We start from the raw sequence: 24971 nt of genomic DNA, 5'->3' as shown, positions 1-24971 counted from the left end.
TGGTTGACGTGACTGCGGGTTTGCGGACTGAACGCTACAGTTCGCACAGCACAGTGGAAGAGCAACGAAGGCAGTGACTTGAAGACGCTTCATACCGTCGTCGCCGTGGTCGGCATCGCGGCAGCAGGCACTGCGGCCTGGTGGGTCCAGCACAAGGGCAGCGGCGGCAGCCAGCCAGCCGTGGCACCGGCGATGTCGGCGCCTTCGGCCGCAGCTGGCATCGTTGCGGGTGCGCCCGGTCCGGTGTCGGTCGAGGTGGCGCGCGTGTCCGTCGAGCGCATCGAGGACGATGCCCAGTCGGTCGGCTCGCTGCGCTCGCGCCAGGGGGTGATGCTGCGACCGGAGGTCAGCGGGCGCATCGCCAGGCTGGGCTTCGGCGATGGGCAGCGCGTCAAGCGCGGGCAGTTGCTGGTGCAACTCGACGACACATTGCAGCGGGCCCAACTGCAGCAGGCTCAGGCGCAGGCCAGCATTGCCCGCACCAACCTGCAGCGCAACCGCGAGCTGTTGGCGCAGAACTTCGTCAGTGCCAGTGCGGTGGACCAGAGCGCCGCCGCGCTCGAGGTGGCCCAGGCGCAGGTGGCGCTGGCGCAGGCCCAACTCGAGCGCATGCGCATCGTCGCGCCGTTCGATGGCGTGGCCGGGATCGCCTCGGTGAGCCTGGGCGACTACGTGAAGGACGGCGCCGACCTCGTCAACATCGAGGACGCCTCGTCGATGTCGGCCGACTTCCGGCTGCCCGAGCGTTACCTGGCGCGGCTGAAGCCGGGGCAGCCGGTCGAGGTGCGCGTCGATGCCTTGCCCGGCCGCATCTTCCTGGGACGCATCGACGCGGTCGACTCGCAGGTGGACGCGGCCGGCCGCTCGCTGCTCGTGCGTGCGCGCCTGCCCAACCCCAAGGGCGAGCTGAAGGCGGGCATGTTCGCCCGCGCGCGCACCGTCTTCGCCGTGCGCGAGCGGGCCCTGGTGGTGCCCGAAGAGGCACTGGTGCCGCAGGGCGGCAAGCAGTACCTGATCAAGGTGGTCGACGGCGCGGCCGGCAAGGTGTCGCAGCGCATCGAGGCAAACATCGGCATGCGCTTGCCGGGGCGCGCCGAGATCCTCTCGGGCCTCGAGCCCGGCGACCTGGTCGTCACCGCCGGCCAGGCGCGGCTGTTGCGCGGTGACGCGCTGCCCGTGCGGGTGGTCGAGGTGGGGGTCGCGGCGCCGGCGAGTGCGCCGCCGCGCGCCGCCTCCGGTGTCCGGCCGGCGGTCTGAGCGTGAGCCCGCGGCAATGAAGCTGTCCGAGACGTCGATCCGCCGTCCGGTCTTCGCCACCGTGATGTCGCTGCTGCTGGTGCTGATCGGCGCGGTGTCGTTCCAGGGTCTGCAGGTGCGCGAGTACCCGCGCATCGACGAACCGGTGGTCAACGTGACCACCCAGCTGACCGGTGCTTCGTCGGAGGTGATCGAGTCGCAGGTCACCAAGCCGCTGGAGGACTCGATCTCCGGCATCGAAGGCGTGGACATCATCACCTCGGTGTCGCGCGCCGAGCAGAGCCAGATCACGGCGCGCTTCAAGCTCAGCAAGAGCCCGGAAGATGCCGCCGCGGACGTGCGCGACCGCGTCTCGCGCGTGCGCGGCCGTCTGCCGGACGCGATCGACGAGCCGGTCATCTCCAAGGTGGAGGCCGATGCCACCCCGACGGTGTGGATCGCCTTCAGCAGCGAGACGCTGTCGGCGCTGGAGATCACCGACCTGATCAACCGCATCGTCAAGCCAAGGCTGCAGACCGTGCCGGGGGTGGCGAACGTCAACATCAACGGCGACCGCCTGTTCTCGATGCGCATCTGGGTCGATCCGGACAAGCTTGCCGCCTACCGGCTGACGGTGCAGGACGTCGAGGACGCGCTGCGCAGGCAGAACCTCGAGGTGCCGGCCGGGCGCATCGAGAGCCGGCAGCGCGAGTTCAGCGTCACCGCGCGGACCGACCTGACCACGCCGGCGCAGTTCGCCGACATCACGCTGAAGAGCGCCAGCGGTCACGTGGTGCGCCTTCGCGACGTGGCGCGCGTCGAGCAGGCCGCGGCGAGCGAACGCTCCAGCGTGCGCCTGAACGGCGTGCCGGCGGTGTCCATGGGCGTAGTGCGCCAGGCCACCGCCAACCCGCTGGAAGTCGCCGCCGACGTGCGCGGCATCCTGCCGAAGATCCAGCAGGACCTGCCGGCCGGCGTGACCGTGCGGCTGGCCAACGACAACTCGGTGTTCATCGACCGTTCGATCAAGTCGGTCTACACCACCATCGCCGAGGCCGTGCTGCTCGTCGCGCTGGTGGTGTTCGTGTTCCTGCGCACGCTGCGCGCTTCGGTCATTCCCCTGGTCACCATTCCGGTCAGCCTGATCGGTGCCTTCGGCCTGATGGCGGCGGCGGGATTCACCGTCAACACGCTGACATTGCTCGCGCTCGTGCTGGCCATCGGCTTGGTGGTCGACGACGCGATCGTCATGCTGGAGAACATCTTCCGTCATGTCGAGGAGGGGCTGACGCCATTCCAGGCGGCGCTGAAAGGGGCCAGGGAAGTCGGCTTCGCGGTGGTGGCGATGACGATGACGCTGGCCGCCGTCTATGCGCCGCTGGCCTTCACGCCGGGGCGCACCGGGCGGCTGTTCATCGAATTCGCGCTGACGCTCGCTGGCGCGGTGATCGTTTCCGGATTCGTCGCGTTGACGCTCACGCCGATGATGTGCAGCAAGCTGCTGCGCCACAACCCGGCGCCCAGCCGCTTCGACCGCTTGATGGAGTCGCTGCTGGTCGGTCTGAGCCGACGCTACGAGGTGGCCCTGCGCTGGGTGCTGCTGCGCCGCGGGCTGGTGATGCTGGTGATGCTGGCCTGCGGCGCGGCGAGCTGGTGGCTGTTCAAGAACGCAAGGAGCGAACTCGCACCGCAGGAGGACCGCGGCGTGATCTTCACCTCGGTGAACGCACCCGACGGCTCGACGCTGGAGTACACGCAGCGCTACATGCAGGCGCTCGAGCGCAACGCCATGGAATATCCCGAGTTCGACCGCGTCTTCGTCGTGACCGGCAACCCGACCGTGTCTCAGGGCATCGCGATCCTGCGCACCATCGACTGGAACGAGCGCGAGCGCCGCACGCCGCAGCTGGTTCAGGATCTGCAGCCTCGGTTCGCGCAGCTGCCCGGCGTGTCCGCCTTTCCGGTGACGCCTCCGTCGCTCGGCCAGGGATTCCGCGAGCGGCCGATCAACTTCGTCATCGTCAGTTCCGACAGCTACCCCGCCATGGCAGAGGTGGCGCAGCAGATGGTCGCCGAGATGGCGAAGAACCCGGGCATCGTGCAGCCCGACGTCGATCTGCGGCTGAACAAGCCGGAACTGTTCATCCAGGTCGACCGCGACCGGGCGGCCGACGCCGGCATCGCCGTGGATCAGGTGGCGCGCACCATCGAGACACTGCTCGGCGGGCGCAACGTGACCCGCTACAAGCGCGACGCCGAGCAGTACGACGTGATCGTGCAGACGGAGGGGCGCGGCCGCACCACGCCGGAGGACATCGACAGGATGTTCGTGCGCGGCCGCGGCGATGTGATGGTGCCGCTGGCGTCGCTGGTGACGGTGAAGGAATCGGTCAGCCCGCGCGAGCTGAACCACTTCAACCAGAGGCGCTCGGTGACCATCACCGCCAACCTCGCGCCGGGCTACGCGCTCGGCGAGGCGCTGCAGTTCATGGACGCGACGGCGGCCAGGGTGCTCAAGCCGGGCTACTCGACCGAACTGAACGGCGTGTCGCGCGAACTCCGCGCGTCCAGCGGTGCGCTCGGACTGGTGTTCGTGCTGGCCCTGCTGTTCATCTTTCTCGTGCTGTCGGCGCAGTTCGAGAGCTTCGTCGACCCCTTCGTGATCATGCTCGCGGTGCCGCTGTCGATGGTCGGCGCCCTGGGCGCGATGCACCTCAGCGGCGGTACGCTCAACGTCTATTCGCAGATCGGCCTGATCACGCTGGTCGGGCTCATCACCAAGCACGGCATCCTGATCGTCGAGTTCAGCAACCAGCTGCGCCAGCAGGGGCGCGACATCCGCACCGCGGTGGTCGAGGCGGCCGCGCTGCGCCTGCGGCCCATCCTGATGACCACGGCGGCCATGGTGCTGGGTGCGCTGCCCCTGGCGCTGGCCAGCGGTGCGGGCGCCGAGAGCCGCCAGCAGATCGGCTGGGTGATCGTCGGCGGCATGAGCTTCGGCACGCTGCTCACCATCTTCGTCGTGCCGACGATGTACACGCTGTTCGCGCGCCGGGGCGTGCCGGGCGAGATCACCACGCCCGAGGCGCCCGACACGGCGCCGGTGCACTAGGAAGTCAGACGCGCGCTCTCATGGCCCGGCGGGCCTGCACGAATTCGAAGGCGAAGTTGACGGCCTCGGCGATGGCGCGTTCGTTCTCGCCGCGCTCCCTGTCGGTCAGGTAGAAAGCGAAATCCACCTCGTGGCGGATGTAGCGCGGCGGCAGTCGGTTCAGGGTCACGCAGGCGATGTCGGCCAGCAATTCGGGCGTGGCCATGTGCGGGAAGCGCGCGGCCTGCGCCCTCACGGTCTCGTACACGGCGCGCTCGTGGTGGTTGAAGATCGACTCGAAGTCGGCACTCATGGCGGGGCCTCGCGGAACGGCGGTGCATGCCACTCTAGGCCGACCTCCGAGCTACGGAGACCCGATAAGCGGCGCCGTGTCGCCCCAGTTCGACCGATCTCAGAGCCGCTCGATGACGCGCATCGACAGGTCGACCGCGCGGACGTTCTTCGTCAGCGCGCCGATCGAGATGCGGTCCACGCCGGTCTCGGCGATCGCCCGCAACTGTTCGAGCTGCACGCCGCCGGAGACCTCCAGCTCGGCGCGGCCGGCGGTGAGCGCCACCGCGCGGCGCATGCCGGTGAGGTCGAAGTTGTCGAGCATCACACTGGTGGCGCCGTGGTCCAGTGCCTCGGCCAGCTGCTCGAGCGACTCGACCTCGATCTGGATCTCCACATCGGCCTCGAGCGCGCGCGCCTGCGCCAGCACCTGCGCGATGCCGCCGGCGGCGGCGATGTGGTTCTCCTTGATCAGGATGCCGTGCCACAGGGCGAGGCGCTGGTTGCGGCCGCCGCCGACGCGCACCGCGTACTTCTGCGCCTGGCGCAGCCCCGGCAGCGTCTTGCGCGTGTCGAGGATGGCGCAGCCGCGCGGATTCGAAGAGGCGCCGGCGATCGCGTCGACATGGGCGCGCGTCAGCGTCGCGGTGGCGCACAGCAGCTGCAGGAAATTGAGCGCCGGACGCTCGGCGGAGAGCAGGGCGCGCGCGTTGGCCTCGATCTCGCACAACGTGTCGCCGGCGCGCAGCCGCGCTCCCTCGTCGGCGCGCCAGGAGATGCGCGCCTGCGGGTCGAGCGCGAGCACGCAGCCGTCGAACCAGTCGCGGCCGCACAGCACCGCCGCCTCGCGCACGATCACGCGCGAGCGCACCCGCTGCGACTCGGGCACCAGACGCGCCGTCCAGTCGCCGCGGCCGATGTCCTCGGCCAGCGCATCCCGGATGTTTCGCGCGCGGGCCTGATCCAGCGTCTCGTTGAACTCGAACATGGTCAGGCGGGTCCGATGTGCTTCACGAAGGCAGGCGCCGGCGCCGCCGCGTTCTTCGCGGTGAAGTCGAGCATGCGCTCGATGCAGCCCAGCGCCTTCGCACGGACCGTCTCGTCGACGGCGATCTCTCCGCTGCCATGCTCGAGCGCATGCACCACGCCCTGCAGGGCGTTCATCGCCATCCATGGGCAGTGCGCGCAGCTCTTGCAGGTGGCGCTGCGTCCGGCGGTGGGCGCTTCCAGCAGCGTCTTGTCCGGCGCAAGCTGGCGGATGCGGTGCATCAGGCCGTTGTCGGTGGCGATGATGAAGGTCTGCGCATCGAGGCTGAGCACGGCGTTGAGGATCTGCGTCGTCGAGCCGACCACATCGGCCTGCGCGACCACGCTTTGCGGCGACTCCGGGTGCACCAGCACCTTGGCGCCGGGGTGCTCCTTGCGCAGCAGTTCGAGCTCCAGGCCCTTGAACTCGTCGTGCACGATGCATTCGCCGTGCCACGACAGCATGTCGGCGCCGGTCTGTTCCTGGATGTAGCGGCCGAGATGGCGGTCCGGCGCCCAGAGGATCTTCTCGCCGCGCTCCTTCAGGTGCTTCACGATCGCCGGCGCGCAGGAACTCGTCACCATCCAGTCGGCGCGCGCCTTCACCGCGGCGCTGGTGTTGGCATAGACGACCACGGTGCGGTCGGGGTGGGCGTCGCAGAATTCGGCGAACTGATCCGCCGGGCAGCCGAGGTCGAGCGAGCACGTGGCGTCGAGGTCGGGCATCAGCACGCGCTTCTCGGGCGAGAGGATCTTCGCCGTCTCGCCCATGAAGCGCACGCCGGCCACCACCAGCGTTTTGGCGGCGTGTTGGCGGCCGAAGCGTGCCATCTCGAGGGAATCGGCGACGCAGCCACCGGTCTCCAGCGCCAGGTCCTGCAGGTCGCCATCGACGTAGTAATGCGCCACGAGCACGGCGCCATGCTGCTTCAGCAGCGCGGCGGCGCGTGCCTTCCACTCGCGGCGCTGGTCCGGTGTCAGGGGTTCGGGCGTCTTGGCCCAGGCATGGGCGACGCAGCTGGCGCCGCTGGCGTCCTGCCGCGTGTAGTCGTAGAGGACTTGGTGGCTCATCGCAGGGTCGGGCCGGTGCCCGTCGTGCGCGGGCTCCGCAGCCCGCAGGACCTGCGATGTTAGCCCCGCCGCGCCGGGGCTGCGGCGGGGTCAGAGCAAGGCCTTGTCGAGCTCCAACAGCTTGTAGCGCGCCAGCGGCAGGTTGGTGCGCTGGCGGTCGAGCAGGGCGACGATGAACACGTCGGGGTAGCGGGAGATGACGCGCATGACCTGCTGGCGTGCGCTGGTGCTGGTCATGATCTCCTCGACCGGTCCGCCCAGGCCCATGGCGTTCGATGCCGCACGATGGTCGCGCAGGATCTGCGCGCAGGCGGCGCCGACCACGTCCATGTCGACCGGCTGATCCTCGCGCACCTCGCGGGCGAGCACGAGGCCGGTGGTGGCATCCACCGCCGCGCAGCCGAGCATGCCCTCGAGCGGCAGCATGTCGGCCAGCGCCTGCCTGGCGCGCGCCGGGTCGAGCACGGCGCGGCCGAGCCGCGCCACCGGCGCGGCGGGCAGCGTCCTGACCTGCGGCGAAGCGGACAGGTCGGCCACCTTGAACGGGAACTCGGACGTCGCCGGCTTGGCCTCCCAGGCCGGCTGCAGCTTGACCAGGTTCCAGATGCCCAGCATCGCGTTCCAGACCGCCGAGGCACTGATCAAGGGCTCGTCGATCACGTGCACCTGCAGTCGGGCCGGCCAGCGCACGGCGGAGATCTTGTTGGCGATCCACACCGCGTTGGGCGGCAGCATGAAGAGCAGGTTGGGACAGCGCCAGCCGGACAGTTGCGTGGCGTCGTTCAGCGAGGCGAGCAGAGCGTCGATGGCATGCGGCTGCATCGGCCCGACGATGACTGCCGTGAGGTGGCTGTGCTCCATCAGCGCCACCGGGATCTCGGCGTTGTCGTGCCCGGGCTCGCGCACGTCGGCGTGGTAGAGGTTGAGCTTCTCCTCGTGGCGGCGCACGAGGCTGGTGCGTTCGATCAACGCCAGCGTCTTCAGCGTGGTGTGCTCGCGCAAGTGCAGCCGCTCGACCGGCTGGCCGCCAGCGTCGGACAGGGCCTTGATGACCGCCGAGGCCCACACGCCCGTCGGGTCGAGCAAGGTGATCTGCCGCGTGGCGGCTCCCAGGTCGGCGCGCGTGGCGGCGAAGTGCTCGCGGATGGCGGCGGCCGGCGAGCCGGTGACGACCAGGTCGCGCACATGGCGGTCGACCATCTGGCCGCGCTCGTTCACTTCGGTGGCGACGCTCTCCAGGATGGCGGTGGCGGCGAACCCGCCATCGGTCTCGTCGGGCGTGGCAGCACGCAGACGCGGGTCTTCGGCGGAACCAAGATCACCGAACAGCGACTTCAGCATGGCTTCCCTCCATGGCGACGCAGCTGGGAATCGCGCTTTCCGCGTCGTTGTTCAGCCTACGTTCAACACCGTGCGGGCATTCTCGCTACAGATGGAAGAGATGTTGCAAGGCGTCACCGGCTTCCCCGGGTTCAGGGGGCCTGGGCGAAGAAGCGGGTCGGCGGCGCGCCCAGCGTCCGCTTGACCATCGCGCTGAAGGCACTGGCGCTGGCGTAACCCAGCTCCGCGGCGATCGTGGCCATCGGCAGCTTGCGCGCCGCCAGCGCCAGCGCATGCGCGAGCAGCACCTGCTGCCGCCACTGCAGGAAGGTGGTGCCCAACTCGCTGCGGAACAGGCGCGCCACCGTGCGCGGGCTGGCACCGGCCTGTCGCGACCAATCCTCCAGCGTCGCCCAGCGCGTCGGCTCGTCGAGCACCGCCTCGCACAGCTGGCGCAGGCGCTTGTCGAGCGGCAGGTCCACGCCGAGGCGCACCGGCGCGGCGCGCCGCAGCTCATCGAGGATCAGCGCGGCGAGGCAGGCCTCGCGTTCATCGAAGGCGCATGCCCCCGGCGCGGTGTCGAGGTGCGCCACCAGTTCGCGCAGCAGCGGCGACACCTCGAGCACACGACACGCCGGCCAGCGCTGGAAGGGCGTCTCGGCCTCAGGGCCGAAGAAGCGCGCGCTGGGGTGCACATACAGCGTGCGGATCTCCGCGTCCTCCAGCACCGTGACGACATGCTCCACGCCGGGCGGGATCCAGAGGGCGCGCGACGGCGGCACGAGGTAGGTACTGCGGCCGGCGTTCATGCGGATCACTCCGGTGGCCGACATGGCCACCTGCGCCCAGGGATGGCTGTGCGGCTCGACGCGCGTGGCGGCGCGCAGGCGTCGCAGCTTGGCGCGCAGCGGCCGCGCCGGCGTGGGTGCGTAGGCCAGCGGATCGATCGGCGGCACGCTCGAGCGGCGGGCGCGCGCGGCGCGGTGGGCAGGCATTGGCAGATTCTCGACAGCGATTGACCTTCTATCGTAACTGCGACGCAGTCCCGGCGCCTAGAGTCAGAGTCCTCGGCTGCACCCAACCGCGATGACCGCTTCCACCGTTCCCCTGCGCGACGATGCCCGCACCATCGGCCTGGTCGGCCTGGCGCATGGCACGTCGCACTTCTTCCACATGCTGCTGCCGCCGCTGTTCCCGCTGTTCATCCGGGACTTCGGCCTGAGCTACGCCGAACTGGGGCTGCTGGTCAGCACCTTCTTCGTCATCTCCGGCATTGGCCAGGCGCTTGCCGGTTTCCTCGTCGACCGTGTCGGCGCACGGCCGGTGCTGTTCGCGGCACTGTCCTGCTTCGCGCTGGCGGCGCTGGCGGCGGCCACCGCGCAGGGTTATGGCGGACTGATGCTCGCCGCGGCACTGTCCGGACTGGGCAATTCTCCGTTCCACCCGGTGGACTTCACCATCCTCAACAAGCGTGTCTCGCAGCCAAGGCTGGGGCATGCCTTCTCGGTGCACGGCATCTCGGGCAACCTGGGCTGGGCGGCTGCGCCGGTGTTCATGACTGCGCTCACGGCGGCGACGGGCTCGTGGCGCTGGGCCGCCGCCGGTGCGGCGGCCTGGGCGATGCTGGTGCTGGCGACGCTGGTCGCGAACCGGCGCGCCATCGACGACCGCTCGGTCGGATGGCCGCACGCCGCGTCCGGCCTGCCGGCCACCGCGACTGCCGAACACCCGCTCGCCTTCCTGCGCCTGCCCTCGGTGTGGCTGTGCTTCTCCTTCTTCTTCTGGTCGACCTGCGCGCTGTCGGCGGTGCAGAGTTTCGCCGGCCCTGCGTTGCAGAAGCTGCATGAGCTTCCGCTGTCGATCACCTCGTTCGTCGTCACCGGCTTCATGCTCTGCGGTGCGGCGGGCATGGTGGTGGGGGGCTTCCTCGCCGCGCGCGGCGAGCGGCTGGAGCGCACCATCGGCGCCTGCCTGCTGGGCGCGGCGCTGCTGCTCTTCCTCGCCGGCCTGCCCACGCTGCCCGGGCTGCTGGCGGCGGCGCTGGCTGCGCTGGCCGGCTTCGGCACCGGACTGGCCGGCCCCTCGCGCGACATGCTGATCAAGCGCGCCGCGCCGCCCGGTGCCACCGGGCGCGTCTACGGAACCGTCTATTCGGGGCTGGACCTCGGCTTCGCGCTGGCTGCGCCGGTGTTCGGCGCCATCCTCGACCATGGGTCGCCCTCGGGCGTGTTCAGCGGTGCGGCGCTGGCCCTGGTCGGCGGTGTGGTGTCGGCCGCCCTGGTCGGCGTGCGTGTGGCGCGCACGCAGGGCGCGACGGCGAAAATGCCGGCATGAACGTGCCCGCCGACACTTCACCCACCGCAAGTCCCACCCGCATTGCCGGCCACGCGCTGGTCGAGGCGCTCGTTGCCCAGGGCGTGACCACCGCCTTCGGCGTGCCGGGGGAGAGCTATCTTGCCGTGCTCGACGGCTTCCACGAGCACCGCGCGCACATCCGCTTCGTCGCCTGCCGCCAGGAAGGCGGCGCGGCCTTCATGGCCGAGGCGCAGGGCAAGCTGAGCGGCCGGCCGGGCATCTGCTTCGTCACGCGCGGCCCCGGCGCGACCAATGCCAGCATCGGGCTGCACACCGCCTTCCAGGACAGCACGCCGATGATTCTGTTCGTCGGCCAGGTGGCCGGCGACCAGCGCGACCGCGAAGCCTTCCAGGAACTCGACTACCGCCAGGTGTTCGGCCCCGGCACGCTGGGCATGGCCAAGTGGGTGGGCGAGGTACACAGCGCCGATCGCTTGCCGGAGTATGTGGCGCGTGCCTTCCACACCGCGATGCAGGGCCGGCCCGGACCGGTGGTGCTGGTGCTGCCCGAGGACCTGCTGACCCTGCCGACGTCCGCGCCGGTGCTGCCGCGCGTCGAGCCGGCGCAGGCCTGGCCGGCGCCCGGGCCCTTGCGCGACCTGCGCGCGCTGCTCGTGCGCGCGCAACGCCCCTTCGTCATCGCCGGGGGCGGGGGTTGGGATGCCGAAGGCGCCCGTGCCCTGCAGCGCTTCGCCGAGAACTGGCAGTTGCCGGTGGGCTGCGGCTTTCGTTTCCAGGACACCTTCGACAACCGCCACCCGCTCTATGCCGGCGATGTGGGCATCGGCATCAATCCCAAGCTCGCCGCGCGCATCCGCGAGGCTGACCTGGTGATCGCGCTGGGCGTGCGCCTCGGCGAGATGACCACCGGCGGCTACACGCTGCTCGAAGCGCCGCGGCCGAGGCAGACCCTGGTGCACATCCATGCCGGCGCGGAGGAACTCGGCCGCGTCTACGCCGCCGACCTGATGCTGCAGGCGTCGGTGAGCCACGCCGCCAAGGCGCTGGAGTCGCTGGCTGCGCCGGCCGAGTCGGCATGGCGCGCCTGGTCCGAGTCTGCCGCGGCCGACTTCGCCGCGAACCGCGTGCCGCCGCCGGTCTCGCCGCTGGACATGGCGCAGGTGATGCTCACCGTCGAGCGACTCGTGCCGGAGAACGCCGTATTCACCAACGGCGCCGGCAACTACAGCGGCTGGCTGCACCGCTACGTGCGCTACCGCGGGCTGCAGCACCACGGCCGCACGCAGCTCGCGCCCACCTCGGGGGCGATGGGCTACGGGGTGCCAGCGGCAATCGCCGCATCGCTGCTGCATCCCGAGCGCACGGTGATCAACGTCGCCGGCGACGGCGACTTCCTCATGACCGGCCAGGAACTCGCCACCGCCACCGGCTACGGTGCCGGGCGCGGCGCGGGCAAGCTGGTCAGCCTCGTCGTCGACAACGGCAGCTACGGCACCATCCGCATGCACCAGGAACGCGAGTTCCCGGGGCGCGTCTCGGGCAGCGACCTGTTCAACCCGGACTTCGCCGCACTGGCGCGGGCCCATGGCTGGCACGCCGCCAGGGTGGAGCGCACCGAGCAGTTCGAGCCCGCGCTGCGCGAGGCGCTGGCGGCGGCGGGGCCGTCGCTGCTGCACCTCAAGCTCGACACCGACGTGAGCACCACGCGCAGCACGCTGAGCGCGATCCGCGACGCGGCGCTCAGGCGCGCTTGACGGCTGCTCCGCGCAGCATCAGCACCACGCCGACCAGCACCACGCCGGCCGCCGCCCATTCGAAGTCGCTGACCGCCTCGCCGAGCACGGCCACGCCGAGCAGCATCGCGATCACCGGATTGACGAAGGTGTAGCTCGACGCCAGCCCTGCGCTCGCATGGGCGAGCAGGTGCATGTAGGCGTTGAAGGCGATCAGCGAACCGAACACCACCAGGTAGAGCCAGGCGAGCGCGGCGGCCGGCTGCGGTGGCCAGGTCGGGTGCTCGCCGGCGAGCCAGGACAAGCCCATCAACACCGCGCCGCCGCACAGCATCTCGCTGGCGAACCCGGTCGCGCCCGGCGCGAGCGGCAGCTTGCGCTGGCTGAGCACGCTGCCCAGCGACCAGGTGACGCAGGCGATCGCGATCGCCGCCAGTCCGCCCGGCGAGGCCTGGAAGCCTGCCCCCTGGGTCAGCATCAGCACGCCGGCCAGGCCGACGACGATGCCCGCCAGTTCCAGCCGCCCCGGCACCACGCCCCAGAGCAGGTTCAGTGCTGCGATCATCAACGGCACCACGGCGATGAAGGCCACCACCAGGCCCGAGCCCACCGACACCTCGGCAACGGCGGTGCCGCCCATGCCGCCGCCGAGCATCAGCGTGCCGACGATCAGCGCGTTGCGCCATTGTGCGAGGCTGGGCCAGGGCGCGCCACGCCAGCGCATCCAGACCATCAGCAGCGCGCCGGCGGCGAGGAAGCGCGTGCCCATCTGGAAGAAGGGCGGAAAGCTCAACAGCGCGAACTTGATGGCGAGGTAGGTCGAGCCCCAGATCAGCCAGGTGGCCGCGAGGCACAGCAGCAGCAGCGTGGACAGCGGCGCGGCGCGCGGTGCGCCGGCGGCGAGCATGGTCGAGGACATGGAGGCGATTCCGGAACTGGATCGACATCGTATGAAAGGCGAGGCCTCGAATCCACGGTCGAATAAAGTTCGTGAAGGCACAATGCGGATGACTTTGAAGGAGTTTCGATGCCATGGCCTTGAACTTCGAGCTCGACGCCCACGACACCCGGATCCTTGCCGAACTGCAGGCCGATGCGCGCCTGACGCTGGCCGAACTGGGCCGACGCGTCCATCTCAGCCAGCCGGCCGTCACCGAGCGCGTGCGCAAGCTGGAGTCCGCCGGCGTGATCACGGGCTACCGCGCGACGGTGGACCTGACGAAGCTCGGCTACGGCATCCGCGCGCTCATTCGCATCGGCCGCGCCGAGTACGCGCGCGTGATCAAGCTGATCCAGCAGACGCCCGAGTGCATCAATGCCTACAACGTCACCGGCGAGGACAGCTGGGTGCTGGAGATCGCCGTCATCGACGTGGCGCATCTCGATGCGGTGGTCAGCAAGTTCTGCATCCTCACCGAGACCGCCACCTCCATCATCCTCAACCCCGCGCGCGAGCACCAGCCGATGCTGCCGCCGCGCCGCGAGGACGTGAAGCCGCCGATCAGGAAAGTGTTGAACGCATGACCACCCCTGCCGACTTTGCCACCTGCGACCTCTGCGACACGCACAAGGCCGCCTATGCGACCGGCGATGGCGCCTTCCGCGTGCTGCCGCCGGTGTTCCACGATTACGGCGGGCGACGCAAGTTCTGCGGGCCGGTGGTCACGGTGAAGTGCTTCGAGGACAACTCGCCGGTGAAGGCGGCGGTGGAGTCCGCCGGCGGTGGGCGGGTGCTGGTGGTCGATGGCGGCGGCTCGCTGCGCCGCGCGCTGATCGGCGGCAACCTCGCCGCCGCGGCGGCGAAGAACGGCTGGGCCGGTGTGGTGATCGACGGTGCAGCGCGCGACAAGGCCGAACTTGCCGCGGCCGACGTGGGCATCCGCGCGCTCGCGCTGTTCCCGATGCCCACCGACCGCAAGGCGCCCGGCCAGACCGGCGTGCCGGTGCTGATCCAGGGCGTCTGGGTGCGACCGGGCGACTGGCTCTATGCCGACGAGGACGGCATCGTGGTGGTGCCGTCGCCGGTCGCCTGAACGGTCAGGCGGGCACCGCCGGCAGCCCGGACAGCGCCATCGCCAGCTCCTTCTCGTCGTAGGGCTGGTCGACCAGCTTGCCGGCCATGTAGTTGCTGTAGGCCGACATGTCGAAGTGGCCGTGGCCGCAGAGGTTGAACAGGATCACCTCCGAGCGGCCCTCGCGCTTGCAGCGCAAGGCCTCCTCGACGGCACCCTTCACCGCATGGTTCGCCTCGGGCGCCGGCACGATGCCTTCGCTGCGCGCGAACAGCACGCCGGCCTCGAAGCAGGCGTTCTGGTGGTAGGCGGTCGCCTCGATCAGATCGAGTTCCTTCAGGTGCGACACCAGAGGCGCCATGCCGTGGTAACGCAGGCCGCCGGCGTGGAAGCCCGGCGGCGTGAAGGTCGAGCCCAGCGTGTGCATCTTGGTCAGGGGGGTCAGGTGCGCGGTGTCGCCGAAGTCGTAGGCGTACTTGCCGCGCGTCAGCGACGGGCAGGCCGCCGGCTCCACCGCGACGATGCGGCGCTTCTTGCCGCCACGCAACTGCTGGCCGATGAAGGGGAAGGAGATGCCGGCGAAGTTGGAGCCGCCGCCGGTGCAGCCCACCACCACGTCGGGGTCGTCGCCGGCCATCTCGAGCTGCAGCATCGCCTCCTGGCCGATGATGGTCTGGTGCATCAGCACGTGGTTGAGCACCGAGCCGAGCGCGTACTTGGTGTCGTCGTGCGTGGCCGCGACCTCCACCGCTTCGGAGATCGCGATGCCCAGCGAGCCGGGATGGTCCGGGTGCAGGGCGAGGATGGCGCGGCCGGAGTTCGTCTCGTTCGACGGGCTGGCGATGCAGCGCGCACCGTAGGTCTCCATGAGCGCGCGGCGGTAGGGCTTCTGGTCGTAGGAGACGCGCACCTGGAAGACCGTCACGTCGATGCCGAAGAGGGCGCCGGCGAAGGCCAGCGACGAGCCCCACTGGCCGGCACCCGTCTCGGTGGCGATCTTCTTGATGCCGACCTGGGCGTTGTACCAGGCCTGCGGCACGGCGGTGTTGGGCTTGTGCGAGCCGGCCGGCGAGACGCCCTCGTACTTGTAGTAGATCCTCGCCGGCGTACCCAGCGCCTTCTCCAGACGGTGCGCGCGCACCAGCGGCGAGGGGCGCCAGAGCCTGAACACCTCGCGCACGGGTTCCGGGATGGGCACCTCGCGCTCGGTGCTGACCTCCTGCAGGATCAGTTCCATCGGGAACAGCGGCGCGAGGTCGTCCGGACCCACCGGCTTCATCGTGCCGGGGTGCAGCACCGCGGGCGCAGGCACCGGCAGGTCGGCGGCGATGTTGTACCAGTACTTGGGCATCCTGCTCTCGTCGAGCAGGAACTTGGTCGGCGTGCTCATGCGGTCTCCTCGTGGGCCTGTGTGGAGGTGGTGTGAGGCCGCATCGTAGGAGCCCGGCGCGCCGCGCCAAGGCAGGTTTGCCCCAGGGTCGGCTCAGACCGTGAGCACTTCGAGCGCGCGGTCCAGGCCGCCGGAATTGATCGAGATCATTGCCTTCTCGGCCACCGTCGGCTTCGGGTGGTAGGCGATCGACAGGCCGGCCGCAGCCATCATCGGAAGGTCGTTGGCGCCGTCGCCGACGGCGATGGTCTGGCCGGTCTCGATGCCCATCAGCTCGGCCACTTCCAGCAGCACGCGCTTCTTTTCGGCGCCGTCGACGATATCGCCCCAGGGCCGGTCGAACAGCGTGCCGGTCAGGCGCCCATGGGCCACGCCGAGCGTGTTGGCGCGGGCGAAATCGAGCTTGAGCTGACGGCGGATGCGCTCGCTGAAGAAGGTGAAACCGCCCGAGACGAGCAGCGTCTTCAGCCCGGCGGCCTGGCAGGCCTCGACGAAGGCCGGCACCCCGGGATTGAGGCGCAGCTTCTCGCGCCACACCGTCTCGAGCGCGCTCACGGGCGCACCGGCGAGCAGCGCGACGCGGCGACGCAGGCTGTCCTTGTAGTCCGCGATCTCGCCGCGCATCGCCGCCTCGGTGATCTCCGCCACTTCGGCCTTGCGGCCGACGGCATCGGCAATCTCGTCGACGCACTCGATGTTGATCAGCGTCGAGTCCATGTCGAAGGCGATGAGCTTGAAGTCGGTCAGTCGCAGCGGCGGCGCGAAGTCGCGGATGACGAGACCGGGGGCATGTTCGGTGCGGGACATCGAGTCGGATGTTACCTGCCTCGGCAGCGGCGACGACGAAGCGTCAGCCTCCCGGTCAGAGGACGCTCAGGAGACCGCGTCGGCGGTTTTCGGCACGCCCAGCGAGCGCAGCACGTCGCGGATCAGCTGCGCGCGGTCCCTGGGCTCGGGCGTGTCGCGCTCGATGCGCAGCTTGTCGTTTCCGGCGAGCTTGATGTGGCGGTTCTTCTGCACCAGCTCGATGATCTTCATCGCGTCGACCGGCGGATTGGGGCGGAAGCTGATCACCATCAGCCTGGGCGCCGCGTCGATCTTGACCACGCCGTAGGGCCTGGCCAGCACGCGCAGGCGGTGCACGTCGAACAGGGTCTGGCCCTGGGCGGGGAGCTTGCCGAAGCGGTCGGTGATCTCCTCGAGCATGGCGTCGATCTGCTCGGCCTTCTCGGCCGTGGCCAGGCGTTTGTAGAGGCTCAATCGCGTGTGCACGTCGCCGCAGTAGCTGTCCGGCAGCAGCGCCGGGGCGTGCAGGTTGATCTCGGTGGCGGCCGCCAGCGGCGACAGCAGGTCGGGTTCGCGGCCCGCCTTCAGCGAGCGCACGGCCTCGGCGAGCATGTCGTTGTAGAGCTGGAAGCCGACCTCCATCATGTTGCCGCTCTGGTTTTCGCCCAGCACCTCGCCGGCCCCGCGGATCTCCAGGTCGTGCATGGCGAGGTAGAAGCCGCTGCCAAGCTCCTCCATCTGCTGGATCGCCTCCAGCCGCTGCGCCGCCTGCTTGGTCAGGCCCTCGACGTCGGGCACCAGCAGGTAGGCGTAGGCCTGGTGGTGCGAGCGGCCGACGCGACCGCGCAGCTGGTGCAGCTGCGCCAGGCCGAACTTGTCGGCGCGACTGATGACGATGGTGTTGGCGCTGGGCACGTCGATGCCGGTCTCGATGATGGTCGAGCACAGCAGCAGGTTGTGGCGCTGGGCGACGAAGTCGCGCATCACGCGCTCGAGCTCGCGCTCGGGCATCTGGCCGTGGGCGATGGCGATGCGCGCCTCGGGCAGCAGCTCGGCGAGCTTGTCGCGCCGTGCCTGGATGGTCTCGACCTCGTTGTGCAGGAAGTAGACCTGGCCACCGCGCTTGAGCTCGCGCAGCACCGCCTCGCGGATCGTGCCACTGCTCTCGTTGCGCACGAAGGTCTTGATCGCCAGACGCCGCTGCGGCGCGGTGGCGATCACGCTGAGGTCGCGCAAGCCCTCGAGGGCCATGCCCAGCGTGCGCGGGATCGGCGTGGCGGTCAGCGTGAGCACGTCGACGTCGGCGCGCAGCGCCTTCATCGCCTCCTTGTGGCGCACGCCGAAGCGGTGCTCCTCGTCGATCACCAGCAGGCCGAGGCGCTTGAACCTGACGTCGGGGCTGAGCAGCTTGTGCGTGCCGACGACGATGTCGATGGTGCCGTCGGCGATGCCCTCCAGCGCCGCCTTCACCTCCTTGGCGGAGCGGAAGCGCGAGAGTTCCGCCACCTTCACCGGCCACTTGCCGAAGCGGTCGGCGATGTTCTGGTAATGCTGCTCGGCCAGCAGCGTGGTCGGCGCGAGGATGGCCACCTGCTTGCCGCCGGTCACCGCGACGAAAGCGGCGCGCAGCGCCACCTCGGTCTTGCCGAAGCCGACATCGCCGCAGACGAGGCGGTCCATCGGCTTGGGACTGATCATGTCGTGGATCACCGCATGAATGGCGGCCTGCTGGTCCGGCGTCTCCTCGAAGCCGAAGCTGGCGGCGAAGGCTTCGTAGTCGTGCGGCTGGAAGCGGAACGCATGGCCCTCGCGGGCGGCACGCCGCGCGTAGAGGTTGAGCAGTTCCGCGGCGGTGTCGCGCACCTGCTCGGCGGCACGGCGCTTGGCCTTCTCCCACTGGCCCGAGCCGAGCTTGTGCAACGGCGCCTCTTCCGGGCTCACGCCGGTGTAGCGCGCGATCAGGTGCAGCTGCGCCACCGGCACGTAGAGGGTGGCCTGGTCGGCGTATTCCAGGTGCAGGAATTCGCTCGGCCCGTCGCCGAGGTCGATGTTCATCAGGCCGAGGTAGCGGCCGATGCCGTGGTTGACGTGCACGACGGGGTCGCCCACGTTCAGCTCCGACAGGTCCTTGATCAGCGCGTTGACGTCGCTGACCTGCTCCTGGCGGCGCCGCCGCCGTGCGCTGGGCGAGGTGGCGAACAGCTCGGTCTCGGTGACGAACTGGATCGCCTTGCCGTCGCGCGGTTCGTGCCAGAAGAAGCCTTCGGCGAGGGGGGCGACGGTGATCGCGAAGTGCGCATCGCCGTCCTCGAACGCGGCCAGCGTGGCCACCGTGGGCGGTTCGATGCGGTTGTCGCGCAGCAGCTCGAGCAGGCTCTCGCGCCGGCCTTCGCTCTCGGCGACGATGAGCACCCGGTTCAGCGTGTTCGCCACATGGTGCTGCAGCTTCTTCAGCGGCACGGGGGCGCCGCGCTCCACGCTCAGGTCGGGCAGCGGCCTGGCCCAGTCCACCGCCTCGTGGCCGCGCAGTGCGAGCGCGGCCAGGGCATTCGCGCGGGCGAAGAAGTCCTCGCTGCGCAGGAACAGGTCTTCCGGCGGCAGGATCGGACGCTCCTTGTCGTGCTGCAGGAAGCGGTGGCGCTCGCGTGTGTCGGTCCAGAAGCGCTGCAGTGCGGCATCGATCTCGCCATGCAGGGCCAGCGCCGCGCTCTCGCCGAGGTAGTCGAAGATCGTCGCGGTGTGCTCGAAGAACAGCGGCAGGTAGTACTCGATGCCGGCGGTGGCGATGCCGGCACCGATGTCCTTGTACAGGCGCACCTTGGTCGGGTCGCCTTCCATCTTCTCGCGCCAGCGGGCGCGGAAGGCGGCGCGCGAGTCCTCGTCCATGGGGAACTCGCGGCCGGGCAGCAGGCGCACCTCGGGCACCGGATAGAGACTGCGCTGCGAGTCGGGGTCGAAGGTGCGGATCGAGTCGACCTCGTCACCGAACAGGTCGACCCGGTAGGGCACGCTCGAGCCCATCGGGAACAGGTCGATCAGCCCGCCGCGCACCGCGTACTCGCCCGGCGACACCACCTGGCTGACGTGGGTGTAGCCGGCCAGCGTGAGCTGCGCCTTCAAGGCCGCTTCGTCCAGGCGCTGCTTCTGCCTGAAGTGGAAGGTGTAGGCGGCGAGGAAGCTCGGCGGCGCCAGGCGCACCAGTGCGGTCGAGGCCGGCAGCAGCACCACATCCACATCGCCCTGGCGGATGCGCCACAGCGTGGCCAGTCTCTCGGAGATCAGGTCCTGGTGCGGCGAGAAGGTGTCGTAGGGCAGCGTCTCCCAGTCGGGAAACACGGCGACGCGCAGATCCGGCGCGAAAAAGGCCAGTTCGCCCTCCAGGCGCTGCGTGTCGGCCGGCTCGGCGGTGACGACGGCGAGCAGCTTCTTGCCTGCCGCCTGTGCCTGCGCGAACCGGGCGAGCAGCAGCGCGTCGGCCGAGCCGATCGGGCGGGGCAGGGTGAAGCGCTTGCCGGGCGCGATCGAGGGGAGCTGCATCGGAGTGTGGAAGCCAAAGCAAAACGCCCCGCGAGGTCCTCCCGACGGGGCGATGCATGGCGCGAATTATAGAATTCGCCTCCGCTTCGCGCCCTGCATGATCGAGACCACCGCCCCACGCTGCTTTGCGCTGCTGCCCTGTGCCGGCGTCGGCTCGCGTTCCGGCGCCGGCCTGCCCAAGCAGTACGTGAGCCTGGCCGGTCGGCCGATGGTCGCGCACACGCTGGAAGCGCTGGCCGAGGTGCGGCGCCTCCAGGCCACGCTGGTGGTGCTGGCGCCCGACGACGATCGCTTCGAAGCGATGCTGCCCGGCTTTGCCGGCGAGCGTGGCTGGCTCTGCCGTCGCGGCGGGGCGCAGCGCGCCGACACGGTGGTCGGCGGCCTCGAGGAACTGCTCGCGCGCGGCGCGCAGGCCGACGACTGGGTGCTGGTGCACGATGCCGCACGCTGCCTGGTGCGGCCCGAATGGGTGGACCGGCTGATCGACGCCTGCCTCGCCGACGCGGTCGGCGGCCTGCTCGCCCTGCCGATCGCCGACACGCTCAAGCGCGCCGAAGGCGGCCGCGTGGCGGAGACGCTGCCGCGCGACGACAAGTGGGCCGCGCAGACACCGCAGATGTTCCGCATCGGCCTGCTGCGCGAGGCGCTCGCACGGGCCGGCACGGCCGTGACCGACGACTCGAGCGCGATCGAGGCGATGGGCCTGCGGCCGCGGCTCGTCGAGGGCGATGCCGCCAACCTCAAGGTCACCTGGCCCTCCGATTTCACGCTGGCCGAACGCGTGCTCGCCGCGCGCGCGAAAGGACGCTCATGAGCCTGCCCAACATCCGCATCGGCGAAGGCTGGGACAGCCACGTGCTGGTACCCGACCGTCCGCTGGTCCTCGGTGGCGTGACGATCCCGCACAGCCATGGCCTGCTCGGCCACTCCGACGCCGATGCGCTGTGCCACGCCATCACCGACGCGATCTTCGGTGCGGTGGCGCTGGGTGACATCGGTCACCACTTCCCCGACACCGACGAGCGTTTCCGTGGCGCCGACTCGCTGGCGCTGCTCGCCGAGGCCGGCCGGCGCGTGCTGCAGGCCGGCTGGCACGTCGCCAACGTGGACAGCACCATCGTCGCGCAGGCGCCGAAGATGGCGCCGCACATCCTGGCCATGCGCCAGCGCATCGCACAGGCCCTGGCGATCAAGGTCGAGCAGGTCAGCGTGAAGGCGAAGACGGCCGAGAAGCTCGGGCCGGTCGGCGAGGGCCAGTCGATCGAGGCGCGCGCCGTGTGCCTGCTCTACACGTTGCGTCGGCCGGTGGTGCCGGCCTGAACGGCTCGTGCCGCTTCTTCAGGGCGCCTTCTTCAGGCGGATGTGCGCCACCAGCCCGCCCTCGGGCGCGTTGGTGACCTCGAAAGTGCCGCCCATGCGCTGCACCGCCTTCTCGACGATGGCCAGTCCGAGGCCGGCGCCGGTGGCGGCGGTGCGTGCAGCATCGCCGCGGAAGAACGGCGTGGTGAGCTGGCCGAGCTTGGCCGGGTCGACGCCGGGGCCGTGGTCGCGCACGCTGAGGATCACCCAGGGACCGGTGCGCGCGTAGGTCACCGCCACCTTCGCGATGCCGGTGTCGGTGCTGCGGCCGTAGCGGCGCGCGTTCTCGAACAGGTTCTGCAGCACGCGACCAAGCTCGGTCTCGTCGGCCATCACCTTGGTGTCGATGGCCACGCGCGCGGTGATGCGGATCTGGCTGGTGTCGCGGAAGGCGGCCATCTCGCGGTCGACCAGGCTCGACAGGTGCACCGGCACCAGCTTGACGTCGCCGGGCCGCGCGTAGTCCATGAACTTGTCGATGATGGCGTCGAGCTGGTCGATGTCGGAGGCCATGTTGCGTTTGGCCTCGTCGTCCTGCACGCTCATCTCGGCTTCCAGGCGCAGCCGTGCCAGCGGCGTACGCAGGTCGTGGCTGATGCCGGCGAGCATCACGGCGCGGTCTTCCTCCACCTTGGCCAGTTCCCGCGCCATGCGGTTGAAGCCCATGTTGACCTGGCGGATCTCGCTGGTCATGGTGTTCTCGTCCAGCACCGAGTCGAACTCGCCCTCGCGGATGCGGCTGGCGGCGAACGAGAGCTCCTGCAGTGGCCGGTTGATGGCGCGGGCGATCAGCGCCGAGCCGAAGATGGAGGCGAGCACCGCGATGCCGCCCCACAGCAGCAGCGTGCTCCAGGTGATGGCCGCCACGCGCGACGAGTCGGCCTGCAGCCAGTACGGATCCTTGTCGATGCTGAAACCGACCCACAGCCCGGCCTGCTTGTTCACCGAGCTGGCCACCAGCGTGTCCGGACCGAGCTGGGCGCGCAGTTCGGCGCCGATGGCCCTGGAGAAGCGGTCGACCTCGAACGGCTCCCACTTGTCGCCCGGCTCGCGCGGCGACAGCCGCACCGACTCCTGCTTGGCCATGTTCTTGATCAGCGCGACGCGATTGATCGTGTCGCTGGCCTGCAGCGCCGTGCGCGCCAGGTTCACCAGGCTGGCGATCTGCTGCGCCGCCTGCACCGCGCGCGGTTCGAACTCCAGCGCGCGGAAGGTCTGCGTCCAGGCGAACACCCCGCCGACCAGCAGCAGCGCGAGCAGGAAGAAGGTACGCCAGAACAGGCTGAAGGCGACTTTGCTGCGGGCCATGGGGCGGGGAGAGGGCAGTCAGCCGCGATCGCGCGGCGCAAAAAAGGCCCCGACGCGCGGGGCCGTGGTGCCGCCGAGAAGGCGGTGGGTCATGCGGTGCCGTCCGGCACGAACACGTAGCCCACGCCCCACACCGTCTGGATGTAGCGCGGCTGCGCCGGATCGGGCTCGATCATCTTGCGCAGGCGCGAGATCTGTACGTCGAGGCTGCGATCGAAGGGCTCGAACTCGCGGCCGCGCGCGAGCTGCGCGAGCTTGTCGCGCGACAGGGGCTGGCGCGGGTGGCGCACCAGCGCCTTGAGCATGGAGAACTCGCCGGTGGTCAGCGCGATCTGCTCGCCGTCCTTGGTCAGGCGGCGCAGCGCCAGGTCGAACTCGAACGGGCCGAAGGTGACCGTCTGCGCCTCCTTGGCCGGCGCGCCCGGCGCCTCCAGCGTCGGGCGGCGGCGCAGCACCGCGTGGATGCGGGCGAGCAGCTCGCGCGGATTGAAGGGCTTGGGCAGGTAGTCGTCGGCGCCGACCTCGAGGCCGACGATGCGGTCCACGTCCTCCACCTTGGCGGTGAGCATGATGATCGGCGTCACGTCGTTGGCCGCACGCAGCCGGCGGCAGATCGACAGGCCGTCCTCGCCGGGCAGCATCAGGTCGAGCACGATCAGGTCGACGGTCTCGCGGGTGAGCACGCGGTTGAGGGCTTTCGAATCTTCGGCGAGCAAGACCTCGAAACCCTCCTGGGTGAGATAGCGGCGCAGCAGGTCGCGGATGCGGGCGTCGTCGTCGACGACCACGATGCGGTCGGGGCGCTGGTTGGGATTGGGGGTCATCGGGGACTCCGAACTTGTAACAAGCGGGATTCTGCGCGGCTTTCCGGGGTGTTTCGGGAGGCCTGACCATCTGTTACAAATCTTGCCCCGACGCTCGGCAAAGTGCAATCACCCCGTCAAGACCGCGCTCACGTATAAGCCTTCGTCGTTCACGTCACGAGGACCGCCAGCCCATGCGATCAACACCTTTTGCTCCGCTCCTGGTGGCCGCCACCACCCTTGCCGCCGGCCCAGTCCAGGCCGACACCCCGCCCCTGCAGGGGGTGGTGTCACTGTCGGCCAGCGCCAGCGTGGAGGTCACCAAGGATCTGCTCAACATCGTGCTGACCACCAGCCGCGAAGGCCAGGACGCGAGCATCGTGCAAGGCCAGCTCAAGCAGGCGCTAGACGCCGCGCTGGCCGAGGCGCGCAAGGCCGCGAAGCCGGGGCAGCTGGAGGTGCAGACCGGCAACTTCTCGCTCTACCCGCGCCACGCCCCCAAGGGCGGCATCAGCGGCTGGCAGGGCACGGCGGAACTGGTGCTCGAGGGCAAGGACATGCCGGCGATCGGCGCGCTCACCGGCCGCATCGGCACCATGACCGTCGCGCGCGTCAGCTACGGCGTGTCGCGCGAGTTGCGCGAGAAGGTCGAGGGCGAGGTCAGCGCCCAGGCGATCGCGCGCTATCGCGCCAGGGCGGCCGAGGTCGCGAAGCAGTTCGGCTACACAGGCTACGCGATCCGCGAGGTCAACGTCGGCAGTTCGGAGCCGCCGGGCTTCGTGCCGGTGCCGATGCTGAGGGCCAAGGCGATGTCCGCCGCCGCCGACGAGTCCTTGCCGCTGGAGGCCGGCAAGGCGCAGATCGTCGTCAACGTCAGCGGAACGGTGCAGATGACCAAGTGAGCCGGCTCACTGGGCCGTCCAGCCCCCGTCGACGGCCCAGGCCACGCCGCGCACGTTGTCCGCGCCCGGCGAGCACAGGAACACGGCCAGCTCGCCGAGTTGCTCGGGCGTGGTGAATTGCAGCGAGGGCTGTTTCTCGGCGAGCAGCCGGCGCTTGGCCTCCTCGTTGTCGACGCCGTCCTTCGCGGCACGCGCATCGACCTGCTTCTGTACCAGCGGCGTGAGTACCCAGCCGGGGCAGATCGCGTTCACCGTCACGCCGGTGGTGGCGAGTTCCAGCGCGCTCGCCTTGGTCAGGCCGACGACGCCGTGCTTGGCCGCCACGTAGGCCGACTTCTGCGCCGAGGCCACCAGGCCGTGCGCCGAGGCGATGTTGATGATGCGCCCCCAGTTCTTCGCACGCATGGCGGGAATCGCCAGGCGCATCGCGTGGAAAGCCGAACTGAGGTTGATGGCGATGATGGCGTCCCAGCGCTCGGCCGGGAAATCCTCGACGTTCGCCACATGCTGGATGCCGGCGTTGTTGACGAGGATGTCGACGCCGCCGAATTCCTTCGCCGCGTGAGCCATCATCGCCTCGATCTCGGCCGGCTTGCTCATGTCGGCGCCGTGGTAGCCGACGCGCACGCCGTGTGCGCGGCCGGCGGCGGCCACTTCGCCCTTCGGCCCCTCGACATCGCCGAAGCCGTTGAGCACCACGTTGGCGCCCTGGGCGGCCAGGCGGCAGGCCACGCCCAGTCCGATGCCGCTGGTGGAGCCGGTGACGAGGGCAGTCTTTCCTTTGAGCATG

General features: G+C 70.0%; 21 protein-coding genes. 9 read left to right on the top strand and 12 right to left on the bottom strand.

Translation table 11 applies throughout. The features are described from left to right. The first annotated feature begins 78 nt into the window (after positions 1 to 78). Both Q0599_RS12600 and Q0599_RS12595 read left to right on the top strand, forming a co-directional pair. On the top strand, positions 79 to 1257 hold the full coding sequence (locus Q0599_RS12600; protein ID WP_298829918.1) for an efflux RND transporter periplasmic adaptor subunit: 1179 nt from the start codon (positions 79 to 81) through the stop codon (positions 1255 to 1257). A 16-nt stretch (positions 1258 to 1273) separates the two neighbouring features. Continuing rightward, the gene (locus tag Q0599_RS12595; protein ID WP_298829916.1) at positions 1274 to 4348 is read left to right on the top strand and encodes an efflux RND transporter permease subunit; all 3075 of its coding nucleotides are present in this window, start codon (positions 1274 to 1276) and stop codon (positions 4346 to 4348) included. A gap of 4 nt (positions 4349 to 4352) precedes the next feature. On the opposite strand, the gene Q0599_RS12590 is transcribed toward Q0599_RS12595, so the two are convergent. The 5 genes from Q0599_RS12590 to Q0599_RS12570 all read right to left on the bottom strand — a co-directional run bounded on the left by Q0599_RS12590 (position 4353) and on the right by Q0599_RS12570 (position 9030). Further along, positions 4353 to 4640, bottom strand: a complete 288-nt coding sequence (locus Q0599_RS12590) for a late competence development ComFB family protein (RefSeq protein ID WP_298829914.1) — start codon at positions 4638 to 4640, stop codon at positions 4353 to 4355. A gap of 99 nt (positions 4641 to 4739) precedes the next feature. After that, the gene (gene nadC, locus Q0599_RS12585) at positions 4740 to 5606 is read right to left on the bottom strand and encodes a carboxylating nicotinate-nucleotide diphosphorylase (protein ID WP_298829912.1); all 867 of its coding nucleotides are present in this window, start codon (positions 5604 to 5606) and stop codon (positions 4740 to 4742) included. 2 nt (positions 5607 to 5608) lie between these two features. Next, positions 5609 to 6715 carry a quinolinate synthase NadA gene (gene nadA, locus Q0599_RS12580; protein ID WP_298829910.1) on the bottom strand — a complete coding sequence of 369 codons (1107 nt, stop codon included), beginning with the start codon at positions 6713 to 6715 and terminating at the stop codon, positions 5609 to 5611. 90 nt (positions 6716 to 6805) lie between these two features. After that, positions 6806 to 8056, bottom strand: coding sequence for a hypothetical protein (locus Q0599_RS12575; protein ID WP_298829909.1), 1251 nt, complete (start codon positions 8054 to 8056; stop codon positions 6806 to 6808). A gap of 131 nt (positions 8057 to 8187) precedes the next feature. After that, positions 8188 to 9030 carry a helix-turn-helix transcriptional regulator gene (locus tag Q0599_RS12570; RefSeq protein WP_298829908.1) on the bottom strand — a complete coding sequence of 281 codons (843 nt, stop codon included), beginning with the start codon at positions 9028 to 9030 and terminating at the stop codon, positions 8188 to 8190. 91 nt (positions 9031 to 9121) lie between these two features. On the opposite strand from Q0599_RS12570, the gene Q0599_RS12565 reads away from it, so the two are divergent. Together Q0599_RS12565 and Q0599_RS12560 are read left to right on the top strand one after the other, a co-directional pair. Next, a complete protein-coding gene (locus Q0599_RS12565; protein ID WP_298829906.1) occupies positions 9122 to 10369 on the top strand; it encodes an MFS transporter in 1248 nt (415 codons plus the stop codon). Then, positions 10366 to 12105: a thiamine pyrophosphate-binding protein gene (locus tag Q0599_RS12560; RefSeq protein WP_298829905.1), complete on the top strand. Its 1740-nt coding sequence runs from the start codon at positions 10366 to 10368 to the stop codon at positions 12103 to 12105. The genes Q0599_RS12565 and Q0599_RS12560 overlap by 4 nt, the downstream gene beginning before the upstream one ends. Here Q0599_RS12560 and yedA read toward each other — a convergent pair. Beyond that, complete coding sequence (gene yedA / locus Q0599_RS12555; RefSeq protein WP_298829904.1) at positions 12092 to 13003, bottom strand: drug/metabolite exporter YedA; 912 nt, start codon at positions 13001 to 13003, stop codon at positions 12092 to 12094. The two genes, Q0599_RS12560 and yedA, sit on opposite strands and share 14 nt — an antisense overlap. Positions 13004 to 13116: 113 nt before the next feature. Here yedA and Q0599_RS12550 point away from each other — a divergent pair, with 113 nt between their 5' ends. Then, positions 13117 to 13608 carry an Lrp/AsnC family transcriptional regulator gene (locus tag Q0599_RS12550; protein ID WP_298829902.1) on the top strand — a complete coding sequence of 164 codons (492 nt, stop codon included), beginning with the start codon at positions 13117 to 13119 and terminating at the stop codon, positions 13606 to 13608. Beyond that, a complete protein-coding gene (gene rraA, locus Q0599_RS12545) occupies positions 13605 to 14117 on the top strand; it encodes a ribonuclease E activity regulator RraA (RefSeq protein WP_298829899.1) in 513 nt (170 codons plus the stop codon). The genes Q0599_RS12550 and rraA overlap by 4 nt, the downstream gene beginning before the upstream one ends. Positions 14118 to 14121: 4 nt before the next feature. On the opposite strand, the gene Q0599_RS12540 is transcribed toward rraA, so the two are convergent. From Q0599_RS12540 to mfd, 3 genes are all read right to left on the bottom strand, one after another. After that, entirely contained in the window at positions 14122 to 15486 is a 1365-nt protein-coding gene (locus Q0599_RS12540) for a TrpB-like pyridoxal phosphate-dependent enzyme (RefSeq protein ID WP_298829898.1), read from the bottom strand. 93 nt (positions 15487 to 15579) lie between these two features. Then, positions 15580 to 16293: a phosphoserine phosphatase SerB gene (gene serB, locus Q0599_RS12535; protein ID WP_298829896.1), complete on the bottom strand. Its 714-nt coding sequence runs from the start codon at positions 16291 to 16293 to the stop codon at positions 15580 to 15582. Between the two features lie 66 nt (positions 16294 to 16359). After that, positions 16360 to 19809 carry a transcription-repair coupling factor gene (gene mfd, locus Q0599_RS12530; RefSeq protein WP_298829895.1) on the bottom strand — a complete coding sequence of 1150 codons (3450 nt, stop codon included), beginning with the start codon at positions 19807 to 19809 and terminating at the stop codon, positions 16360 to 16362. A 97-nt stretch (positions 19810 to 19906) separates the two neighbouring features. Here mfd and ispD point away from each other — a divergent pair, with 97 nt between their 5' ends. Beyond that, on the top strand, positions 19907 to 20623 hold the full coding sequence (ispD, locus tag Q0599_RS12525; RefSeq protein ID WP_298829894.1) for a 2-C-methyl-D-erythritol 4-phosphate cytidylyltransferase: 717 nt from the start codon (positions 19907 to 19909) through the stop codon (positions 20621 to 20623). Then, positions 20620 to 21129 (top strand): 2-C-methyl-D-erythritol 2,4-cyclodiphosphate synthase, encoded by a 510-nt coding sequence (gene ispF, locus Q0599_RS12520; protein WP_298829892.1) that lies wholly within the window; start codon positions 20620 to 20622, stop codon positions 21127 to 21129. Before ispD ends, ispF begins: the two co-directional genes overlap by 4 nt. An 18-nt stretch (positions 21130 to 21147) precedes the next feature. Here ispF and Q0599_RS12515 read toward each other — a convergent pair whose 3' ends face one another. Further along, complete coding sequence (locus Q0599_RS12515) at positions 21148 to 22476, bottom strand: sensor histidine kinase (protein WP_298829889.1); 1329 nt, start codon at positions 22474 to 22476, stop codon at positions 21148 to 21150. 89 nt (positions 22477 to 22565) lie between these two features. Further along, positions 22566 to 23300, bottom strand: coding sequence for a two-component system response regulator OmpR (gene ompR / locus Q0599_RS12510; protein ID WP_298829887.1), 735 nt, complete (start codon positions 23298 to 23300; stop codon positions 22566 to 22568). Between the two features lie 203 nt (positions 23301 to 23503). Here ompR and Q0599_RS12505 point away from each other — a divergent pair, with 203 nt between their 5' ends. After that, complete coding sequence (locus Q0599_RS12505; protein WP_298829883.1) at positions 23504 to 24181, top strand: SIMPL domain-containing protein; 678 nt, start codon at positions 23504 to 23506, stop codon at positions 24179 to 24181. 6 nt (positions 24182 to 24187) lie between these two features. Here the strand turns inward: Q0599_RS12505 and Q0599_RS12500 are convergent, their stop codons facing one another. Further along, on the bottom strand, positions 24188 to 24970 hold the full coding sequence (locus tag Q0599_RS12500) for a 3-hydroxybutyrate dehydrogenase (protein ID WP_298829882.1): 783 nt from the start codon (positions 24968 to 24970) through the stop codon (positions 24188 to 24190). Position 24971 lies beyond the last annotated feature (1 nt).

It is taken from the genome of uncultured Piscinibacter sp., from assembly GCF_937952055.1.
In the GTDB taxonomy this organism is placed as follows: Bacteria; Pseudomonadota; Gammaproteobacteria; order Burkholderiales; family Burkholderiaceae_C; genus Piscinibacter.
The sequence above is the reverse complement of the archived record's forward strand: the minus strand, read 5'-3'. Positions and strand labels throughout refer to the sequence as shown.

Coding starts and splice junctions, on each gene's coding strand:
- ispF (WP_298829892.1), top strand. CDS start 20,620: ATGAGCCTGCCCAACATCCGCATCGGCGAAGGCTGGGACAGCCACGTG.
- rraA (WP_298829899.1), top strand. CDS start 13,605: ATGACCACCCCTGCCGACTTTGCCACCTGCGACCTCTGCGACACGCAC.
- ispD (WP_298829894.1), top strand. CDS start 19,907: ATGATCGAGACCACCGCCCCACGCTGCTTTGCGCTGCTGCCCTGTGCC.
- Q0599_RS12500 (WP_298829882.1), bottom strand. CDS start 24,970: ATGCTCAAAGGAAAGACTGCCCTCGTCACCGGCTCCACCAGCGGCATC.
- mfd (WP_298829895.1), bottom strand. CDS start 19,809: ATGCAGCTCCCCTCGATCGCGCCCGGCAAGCGCTTCACCCTGCCCCGC.
- Q0599_RS12515 (WP_298829889.1), bottom strand. CDS start 22,476: ATGGCCCGCAGCAAAGTCGCCTTCAGCCTGTTCTGGCGTACCTTCTTC.
- Q0599_RS12560 (WP_298829905.1), top strand. CDS start 10,366: ATGAACGTGCCCGCCGACACTTCACCCACCGCAAGTCCCACCCGCATT.
- ompR (WP_298829887.1), bottom strand. CDS start 23,300: ATGACCCCCAATCCCAACCAGCGCCCCGACCGCATCGTGGTCGTCGAC.
- nadA (WP_298829910.1), bottom strand. CDS start 6,715: ATGAGCCACCAAGTCCTCTACGACTACACGCGGCAGGACGCCAGCGGC.
- Q0599_RS12550 (WP_298829902.1), top strand. CDS start 13,117: ATGGCCTTGAACTTCGAGCTCGACGCCCACGACACCCGGATCCTTGCC.
- Q0599_RS12570 (WP_298829908.1), bottom strand. CDS start 9,030: ATGCCTGCCCACCGCGCCGCGCGCGCCCGCCGCTCGAGCGTGCCGCCG.
- Q0599_RS12590 (WP_298829914.1), bottom strand. CDS start 4,640: ATGAGTGCCGACTTCGAGTCGATCTTCAACCACCACGAGCGCGCCGTG.
- Q0599_RS12595 (WP_298829916.1), top strand. CDS start 1,274: ATGAAGCTGTCCGAGACGTCGATCCGCCGTCCGGTCTTCGCCACCGTG.
- Q0599_RS12540 (WP_298829898.1), bottom strand. CDS start 15,486: ATGAGCACGCCGACCAAGTTCCTGCTCGACGAGAGCAGGATGCCCAAG.
- Q0599_RS12575 (WP_298829909.1), bottom strand. CDS start 8,056: ATGCTGAAGTCGCTGTTCGGTGATCTTGGTTCCGCCGAAGACCCGCGT.
- nadC (WP_298829912.1), bottom strand. CDS start 5,606: ATGTTCGAGTTCAACGAGACGCTGGATCAGGCCCGCGCGCGAAACATC.
- Q0599_RS12565 (WP_298829906.1), top strand. CDS start 9,122: ATGACCGCTTCCACCGTTCCCCTGCGCGACGATGCCCGCACCATCGGC.
- yedA (WP_298829904.1), bottom strand. CDS start 13,003: ATGTCCTCGACCATGCTCGCCGCCGGCGCACCGCGCGCCGCGCCGCTG.
- serB (WP_298829896.1), bottom strand. CDS start 16,293: ATGTCCCGCACCGAACATGCCCCCGGTCTCGTCATCCGCGACTTCGCG.